This window comes from Nocardia sp. NPDC051911 (assembly GCF_040681035.1).
In the GTDB taxonomy this organism is placed as follows: domain Bacteria; phylum Actinomycetota; class Actinomycetes; order Mycobacteriales; family Mycobacteriaceae; genus Nocardia; species Nocardia sichangensis.
The window spans coordinates 1-8568 of the sequence record NZ_JBFAXY010000076.1; the positions used below are offsets into that span (position 1 = coordinate 1).

Annotated in this window: 6 protein-coding genes; 5 read left to right on the forward strand and 1 reads right to left on the reverse strand. The window is 62.9% G+C overall.

Going from position 1 to position 8568, the window contains the following annotated elements:
- Positions 1-483 precede the first annotated feature (483 nt).
- From AB0L97_RS38070 to pabB, 5 genes are all read left to right on the forward strand, one after another.
- Positions 484-1842, forward strand: coding sequence for a hypothetical protein (locus AB0L97_RS38070; RefSeq protein WP_364439799.1), 1359 nt, complete (start codon positions 484-486; stop codon positions 1840-1842).
- Positions 1843-1863: 21 nt separating this feature from the next.
- The gene (purU, locus tag AB0L97_RS38075; protein WP_364439802.1) at positions 1864-2736 is read left to right on the forward strand and encodes a formyltetrahydrofolate deformylase; all 873 of its coding nucleotides are present in this window, start codon (positions 1864-1866) and stop codon (positions 2734-2736) included.
- A 41-nt stretch (positions 2737-2777) separates the two neighbouring features.
- The gene (locus AB0L97_RS38080; RefSeq protein WP_364439805.1) at positions 2778-4421 is read left to right on the forward strand and encodes an amidohydrolase; all 1644 of its coding nucleotides are present in this window, start codon (positions 2778-2780) and stop codon (positions 4419-4421) included.
- The gene (locus AB0L97_RS38085; protein WP_364439808.1) at positions 4418-5662 is read left to right on the forward strand and encodes an FAD-dependent monooxygenase; all 1245 of its coding nucleotides are present in this window, start codon (positions 4418-4420) and stop codon (positions 5660-5662) included. Before AB0L97_RS38080 ends, AB0L97_RS38085 begins: the two co-directional genes overlap by 4 nt.
- 215 nt (positions 5663-5877) lie before the next feature.
- Entirely contained in the window at positions 5878-7086 is a 1209-nt protein-coding gene (pabB, locus tag AB0L97_RS38090) for an aminodeoxychorismate synthase component I (RefSeq protein WP_364439811.1), read from the forward strand.
- Between the two features lie 613 nt (positions 7087-7699).
- On the opposite strand, the gene AB0L97_RS38095 is transcribed toward pabB, so the two are convergent.
- The gene (locus AB0L97_RS38095; RefSeq protein WP_364439814.1) at positions 7700-8008 is read right to left on the reverse strand and encodes a transposase; all 309 of its coding nucleotides are present in this window, start codon (positions 8006-8008) and stop codon (positions 7700-7702) included.
- Positions 8009-8568: the final 560 nt, after the last annotated feature.

The window sequence follows — 8568 nt, forward strand, 5'->3', positions numbered from 1 at the left end:
GAGGTCTTTCGTCACAAATCGACGTCGATACCCTCCGCCACCTCAAAACTCGAGCCCCCTCCACACCACAGCCGAGTTAGGAATCACTCGTCTAGTTGTGTTCTCGCTGTTAGTGGTCGCAGCAACGGGGGAGGGGATGTGTGTACGCCTTGGTGGGCGTGGCGGCTCGGCGCCTCGCTGCGTTGCGATCCGCGCTGCCGCTGTTCGCCTTCCGGTCTGGACTCTTCTGCGGGAAGGCAGCTATGTGGCTTTGCCGCATCATGCCGAGAGTTGACAGGTGTGTCAACGCTCACAGCTAGATGCGTAGACTAGTGGCTCGCATTTTCCCAGGTCAACCGGCTTAGCCGGAGAGTTTTCGGAATGAAGCTTTTCAAATAGCTTTTTAGAAAGATATAGTGAGATTGCGAGCCGGCGCCTCCCGGTGTCGCGAATCGACGATGCCCGCGTGACATGAATTGGGCGATGACAGCAAGGAGAGTGCTGGTGAGTGTGGACAGTCTGGAAGACAAGCTCGGTCGGGTCGGGAGTCCCGTCGAGATGCTCAGGAATGCGCCTATCGGGGCCTTCGAGATCCCGGGCAGGGGCGAGTTCGGGAACTGGCGTGACGAGCAACGAGCGTGGAAGACCACAGCGGTGGTGTTCGACCAGTCGTTTCACATGACCGATGTCTACTTCCGTGGTCCCGATGTTCATCGCCTCTTGTCGGACACGGGGATCAACAGCTTCCGGACCTTCGGCCGTAACCGGGCGAAGCAGTTCGTGGCCTGCAACGAGGACGGCTACGTCATCGGTGATGCGGTCCTGTTCGGCCTGGAGGATGACGAGGTGAGCTTGGTGGGACGGCCTGCGGTCCCTAATTGGGTTGCGTATCAGGCGGAAACCGGTGGATACGACGTGACGGTGACTCGCGATGAACGGACCGTCGCCAATAACAGTATGCGGCGGACCTTCCGGTACCAGCTGCAGGGACCGAATGCGTTGAAGGTTGTTGAGAAGGCTCACGGCGGGCCGATCGAGCGCATCAAATTCTTCCAGATGGGTGAGTTCACGCTGGCGGGATGCCGGGTACGCGCGCTCAACCATACGATGTCGGGAATTCCCGGTGAGGAGATGACCGGGCTTGAACTTGTCGGTCCCGCGGCGGAGGGTGACGCGGTGATGGCCGCGTTGGTCGAAGCGGGCGCGGAGTTCGGGCTCGTTCGTGGTGGCGCGATTGCTTATCCCACAACGGGATTCGAGTCGGGATGGATCCCATCTCCTGCGCCGGCCATCTACTCGGGTGCAGCGATGAAGCCGTATCGGCAGTGGCTGCCCGCAGACGGTTGGGAAGCGTCGATTTCGCTCGGTGGCAGCTTCGAGTCACCGAATATCGACGACTATTACCTGACCCCCTGGGATCTAGGCTACGGCAACCTCGTCAAGTTCGACCACGACTTCATCGGCAAGGCCGCGCTGGAGCGGCTCGCCGACGCGCCGCACCGCCGGAAGGTATGGCTGCGCTGGAACAACGACGACGTGCAGCGGGTGATCGCCAGCAGCCTGTTCGACAAGCCCGGAACCGGCGCCAAGTACCTCGACCTGCCCAAGACAGTGTACTCCACGTTGCCGTACGACCAGGTGCTGTCCGGTGACCGGTTGGTGGGTCTATCCACTTACGCCGGCTACACGGTCAATGTGGGCAGCTGGCTTTCATTGGCGATGCTCGACGAAGCGGACGTCCGCGACGGGGCCGAGGTCACCATCGTCTGGGGAGAAAGCGACGGCGGATCAGGAAAGCCGACGGTTGAGCGCCACGTTCAGACACACATCCGGGCGAACATCAGTACGCGACCGCTCGTCTGAGGAAGGTAGAAGGAGATCATCATGACCACGGCCCAGCAGGTTACCGACCACGTCTTGACCCTGTCCTGTCCGGATCAACCCGGAATCGTCTTCGCCGTATCCCAGTTCGTGTTCGAGCATGGGCTCACCATCCGGGAGAGTCACCAGTTCGGGGATCGTGAGACGGGCGGGTTCTTCATGCGGGTGCGGTTCGGAGCCGATGCTGGAGCCGAAAGCGGCGGTGCCGAGCTGCAGCGGGACTTCACCGCCGTCGCGAACCGGTTCGCGATGTCGTGGCGGCTGACCGGTGCCGAAGAGAAGCAACGCCTGCTGATCATGGTGAGCAAGTACGGTCATTGCCTTAACGACCTGCTGTACCGCGCATCCACGGGGTGGCTGGATGTGGAGATCGTCGCGGTTGTCTCAAACCATCCTGATCTGGAATGGCTGGTCAGCAGCTACGACATCCCGTTCCACCACATTCCTCTGCTGCCTGGTCGGAAACCGGAGGCCGAGGCCGAACTGCTACGCCTCGTGGAGGACTTGGATATCGACCTCGTCGTGCTCGCCCGATACATGCAGATCCTGTCTGAGGACCTGTGCAAGAACCTCGAGGGCCGCGCCATCAACATCCACCATTCGATGTTGCCCAGCTTCAAGGGTGCTCGGCCCTACAACCAAGCGCATGCGCGCGGGGTCAAGGCGGTCGGTGCCACCGCGCACTACGTCACCAGCGACCTCGATGAAGGGCCGATCATCGAGCAGCAGGTCGCCAGAGTGGATCATGCGATGTCCGCACGGGATGTCGTCGAGCTGGGCCGGGATACCGAATGTCTGGCGCTTGCATGGGCGGTGCGCTGGCATACCGAGAATCGGATTCTGCTGGACGGTCACACGACGGTGGTGTTCCGTTGAGCGTTGTTGGGCCTGCCGATCTGGTCCTGGTCGGCGGCCGGGTGTGGACCGACCGGGACTCTCATGGCGAACCCACTGCGATCGCGATGGGCAATGGACGCATCGTGGCGGTGGGAGACGACCTGGAGCAGTACGTCGGACCCGATACTCGTGTTGTCGATGTGGGTGGCCGGCGGGTCATACCAGGTCTGGTCGACTCTCATCTTCATGCTGTGCGGGCCGGCTGGAGCTATCTCGATGAACTCGATCTGACCGAGACGCGGTCGCTGGCGGAACTCCTGGAAGCAGTAGCCGATGCTACGGCCGGACGCGCGTCCGGCAGCTGGATCACCGCCCTCGGCGGATGGCATCCGAGCCAACTCGCCGAAGGAAGGATGCCGTCCCGTAGCGAACTGGACGAAGCAGCACCGCACCATCCGGTCTTCGTGCACCCGGTTTATGGACACGACGACCACGGTGTGCTGAATTCGGTAGCGCTCGAGGAAATGGGTTGGATCGGCCCCTGTCCAGATCCCGAAGCAGGAGTACTGCACCGCTCGGCGGATGGCAGTCCGGACGGCAGGATCTCGGGCGTATCCGCATACCAGGCGGTGGTCGGTAGAGCGCTGCGGCCTCCCCTGGAGCGTAGTGAGGCATCCACCGAGGCATTCTTCACGCGACTGGCCGCTGTCGGACTCACCGGGGTCGTCGATGCCGGCGGACTGGGCATGGTGCCGGAGAAGTATCAAGCGCTGCACGCGGTATGGCGTCGAGGGCGGCTGCCGATCCGTGTCCGGACCTTCCTGGGAGCGGTGACCGGCGGGCACGAGAACGAGGAAATCGCGGGCTGGCAACGATATCTGGCTCCGGGGCTGGGGGACGACCTGCTGGCTGTTGCAGGTGTCGGCGAGGCAATGCACTACGGCTGCCACGACTGGGAAGGGATGAATCCGCTCGATGCTCCCGATTGGGCATATACGGAACTGGGCCGTTCGTTGCTGGAGACCGCGCGTCGCGGTTGGCCGATGACGATTCACGCCATCCTCGACGAGTCGATCACTCGAATTCTCGATGCGATCGAGATGGTGGCGGCCGAGGTGCCTATCGCGCAGTTGCGGTGGTCGCTCTGCCATGTCGAATGCATCAGCCGGACGAACCTCGAACGGGTACGGGATCTCGGTCTGGGACTCACCTTGCAGAGCCGGGTGTCGCACAAGGGTGCGGTGTGTGCCGAGCGGTGGGGAGAAGAGACATTCCGGCACGCTCCACCGCTGGGGGATATGCTCGATCTGGGCATCCCATTCGGTGCCGGCACGGACGGCACCCGTGCCGCCTCGTACAACCCGTGGCAGGCACTCTGGTGGTTCGTCACCGGGCGTTGTCTCGATGGTGGTCCCCGCCGGGACGGTCGCCACCGTATCGACCGCGCCGCGGCACTCGACGCTTATACGCGCGGTAGCACGTGGTTCACCTTCGAGGAAAACCGCCGCGGGCGCCTCCTGCCCGGCTTCGATGCGGATCTGGCGGTGTTGTCCGAGGACTACTTCACGGTGCCCGAGGACGAAATACCTGCCATCGAGTCCGAACTGACCATCGTTTCGGGACGGATTGTGCACGCCGGCCGCGCATTTCCCGAGATAGGCACCGAACACCATAGTCCACGTCCCGCGTCGGAAGCGGCGGGACAGAATGAGAGGCTCGCATGACACTCACGAATAGACGGCCGCGGTTGCGTGTGGCAGTCGTCGGTGGTGGGATCGGCGGCGCGGCCACAGCCCAATTCCTTCGCCGGGCAGGCGTCACAGTGACGATTTTCGAGCAGGCCGACGAGTTCCGGGAAGTGGGCGCCGGCGTGCAGGTGAGCCCGAATGCGGTTCGGCTCTTGGAGCGGGTCGGCGTCGCGAACGAGGTGGGGAAGGTCGCGGCACAACCTGACATCTTGTGGCAGATGCATCGCTGGCGTACCGGCGAAATCATTTCCGAGCAGCGCCTCGATGACAACCACCGGGCTGCATGGGGCGCTCCCTACTACATGGTGCATCGCGCCAAACTGCTTGCCGCGCTGTGCCGTAACCTTCCAGAAGGAACGATCCGGCTCCGTACCCGCTGTCTCGATATCGTGAGGCTGCAAAACGCTGAGCTCGAGCTCGTCCTGGATGGGCAGGCGGAGCGGCCCCGGTTCGACGCGGTGATCGTCGCCGACGGTATCCAGTCGCCTTTGCGGGCCAAGCTGTTCGGCTTCGCCCCGCCGGTGTTTTCCGGTTATTACGCATTCCGTGCCGTCGCCCCCACAGCGGCGACCCCGCTGCCGGAAAAGCCGATTACCATGGCGAGTTGGCTGGGCCCGGACCGCCATTTCGTGCACTACCCGATCGAGCGCGGCGAGATGATGAACCTCGTCTGTGCGGTACCAGTTGACAGCTGGGATCATCCGGGAAATTGGGCGGACGGGACGATCACCGAATTTCTGGACGCGTTCGATGGGTGGCATCCGACGGTGGGCGCGCTCATCTCCGCCGCACCTGCGACCCGCAAGTTCGCTCTGTATTACAGCGATCCTTTGCCGCACTGGACGCAGGATGCCATTGCTCTGCTGGGCGACGCGGCTCACCCGATGCTCTCGTTCTTCGCGCAGGGGTCGGGTCAGGCGATCGAAGATGCCGCGGTACTCGCGCGCTGTCTTCAAGGGGTCGACCGTGACGGCGTGCGGGAAGCGCTCTCGCTGTATGAAACGATCCGCCGTCCCAGGGCCAGCGACATTCAGAAGAATGCCAACGCCCGCCTGTACAGCTACCACTTCCCGGACGGTCCGGAACAGATCGCCAGGGACGAGCGATTGGCGAATGCGGACCCGTTGACTGCGAACGGGTGGGTCTATGAGCATGATGTGGAACGCGATTTCGAGGAAATGTCGGGGGCGGGTCAGCAAGCAGTTTCGTCGCGATAGTGACCTCACCAGCGGGGCCCCAGGCATGGCCAACACGCACTCCGCCGGTTGGCCATGCCCGCGGTCATACGCTGTCGCGGGGCTGGTGTTCGAATAGTGCCAAGCGGGCCCGTCCTCGGACAGTGTGGTGCCTGACGCACGCAGCGATGAACATCGTCGGGCAGTGTCCTACGCGCACCATTCGGGCCTTCTGCCCCTCGTGCCCGGGGTGACAGATGAAGATCGACTCGCCCTTCGGCCGGTTCGACGACCTGCGCTCGGGGGAATCCTGGGTGTTTCCCGAGGTTGCCTACAGCCTGGTGGCGACTCGCCTGGAGCAGGTGGTGCCGGTGCTGGCCGAAGTGGAGCGGGTTACCGAGCTCGGGCGGTGGGCCTTTGGGTTCGTGGCTTACGAGGCGGCCCCGGGCCTGGACCATCGGCTGCCGGTGCAGCGACCGATGGCAGGGTTACCGCTGGTCTGGTTCGGAGTATGCGCTGAGCCCCAGCGTGGTCGTGCGCTTACACCACCGGTGCCCGGTCTCTACCGAACCGATCCCTGGCGGGCAGAGTGGAGTTCCGAACAGCATCATCAGCGTGTTCAAGCGGTCCGCGAACAGATAGCGGCCGGAGAGACCTACCAATGCAACCTCACGACGCGCTTGTCCGGCCGTGTGACCGGTGACCTCTCGGCGTGCTACGCCGATCTTGCGCTGGCCCAAGGTGGGGCTTACAACGCCTACCTCGACCTTGGGCGATTCGCCATCGCAAGTGCCAGCCCGGAGCTGTTCTTCGAGAACCGCGACGGGGATGTGCACATGCGGCCGATAAAGGGCACTGCGTCTCGTGGACGTGATTCCGTTGAAGACGCGGCCCTACTTGCGGCGCTCCGCAGCAGCCGCAAAGAGCATGCAGAAAATGTCATGATCGTCGACTTGGTCCGGAACGACCTGGCACGTGTCGCTGTGACCGGTAGTGTTCGGGTGACATCGCTGTGCCGAGCCGAGCAGTTCGAGACTGTGCATCAGCTCATTTCGGACGTCGGCGCACGCTTGAGACCCGGAACCGGGCTGGTCGAGATGTTCCAGGCTATGTTCCCGTGCGGATCGGTGACGGGAGCGCCTAAACCGCGCACCATGCGGTTGATCCAGGAGCTGGAGGACTCGCCGCGTGGTGTGTATTGCGGGGCGGTCGGGATGCTGGCACCAGCCGGTGCATCGTTCCGGGCACGGTTCAATGTCGCGATTCGGACATTGTTGATCGACCGGGAGACCGGGGCGGCGACGTACGGTACCGGAGGCGGCATCACGTGGGATTCGGTGCCGGCCGCGGAATACGCGGAACTGTGGGCGAAGGCCGCTGTCCTGCGGAGGCTGGGCAAGGCGCCCGACAATCGCGTCGACACCCTCGTGCATCCCTTATCTGATCCGCGCCCGATCCGGCAGTGATGGTGAGTGGAGCACATGGTATTCGCCATCGTCCAACGGGATGGTGATTCGTGATAGGTCTTCATCAATGAACGATATGTCAGCGAAACTGAGCCCGGATTGGGTCAGAGAACTGCGGAATAAATGCGATGTACTGGAGTCGGCGAAGGCGGTGGATATGGATGCTGGATCGGTAATCAAATTCGCAATCCAGTGGGCCCCATTCGGTGGAGCGAGCGCTGATGAACTGTTGGTCGTATTCGGCGTCGGTCGCTCGCGATTCCTTCAGATGATTCACAACGCGCTGTCTCCGAAGATCGGCGATCGGTACGATGTGCGTGCTCGGAAGCACGAGTTACTGGAGACTCTGACCTCGGCGTGGGGGTGTGCAGCACGGTTCGGTTCGGCGCCTCAACCGGTAGCGGGACGCACTGCCGGCTTCTCATGATGGTTGATATTCGCTGCTGCCATAACCTCTCGAATTCCCTTGTCGTGCTGACGTTCGCGGGAGAGCGCGCAAGGTTGACACACAGAGTCGGCATACGCGTATAGTGACTGCACCGCCTTGGTTACCGCAATGATGCGGTGCGGTTCCGTTGCTGGAGGTTACTAATCAGTTCGTAAGTATGTCGACTTACGCGGTGATGTAGGCCAGGTTCGGGTCACGGAAGAATCCGCGGACGATGTCGGGGAGTTTCTGCAACCTGTGCAGGGCGGTGGTGACCAGGTCGGTCTTGTTGGTGACACCGATGCGGCCGACACGGTCGGCCTTGATGGTCTTCCAGACCCATTCGTCGGGGTTGAGTTCGGGTGAGTAGCCGGGCAGGAAGACCAGGCGCAGTCGGCCGTCGGTGGAGGCGGCGAACTCGCGGGTCGCGGTGGACCGGTGCGCCGGGTGGCCGTCCAGGACGAGGTAGATGGGTGTGTCGCTGCCCGAGAGCAGGCGTCTTCGTGCTCGGGTGGGCTCTGGTCGGCATGGTGCCTCACTTCGTGCCTATGCTAATAGACTCCGGCGTCACGCCCAAGCGTGCCGCCTTCTTGTCCTCGCTGGTCGGAGTAGGGACTATCGTGGCTCGCCCGACTATCGGCTGGCTGCTGGACAGATGCCGCGCGGCCTACGTCAGCGTCCCACTGCTCCTTCTCGCTGCCGAAGGCAGTCTGGCACTCCTGCTCGGTGGGCCCGGCTTCGCCCCAGTTGCCGCCCTCGCCGCAGGACTCGGTCTCGGTGTCGAGACAGATCTGGCGGGCTATCTCTCGTCCCGCTACTTGGGAAGTCGAAGATTCGGAACACTATACGGATTCGTCTACAGTGGCTTTGCGATCGTTTCGGCCTCTGGTGCCGTAGCAGCGGGCTTTATATTCACGAAGAACGGAAACTACTCGGCCGCGCTCGTTATCTCTATCGCTTGGGACTGCCCCGGCTTCGGTTGACTCCTGACCTGAGGAGACTTCCCGGTCTCTTCTGTGAGAGGATGCGTCACCGTGCCCAAGCCCTACCCCGAA

What these genes read in the sequence shown, in the direction of transcription:
- purU (WP_364439802.1), top strand. Translation starts at nt 1,864, where the DNA reads ATGACCACGGCCCAGCAGGTTACCGACCACGTCTTGACCCTGTCCTGT.
- AB0L97_RS38085 (WP_364439808.1), top strand. Translation starts at nt 4,418, where the DNA reads ATGACACTCACGAATAGACGGCCGCGGTTGCGTGTGGCAGTCGTCGGT.
- pabB (WP_364439811.1), top strand. Translation starts at nt 5,878, where the DNA reads ATGAAGATCGACTCGCCCTTCGGCCGGTTCGACGACCTGCGCTCGGGG.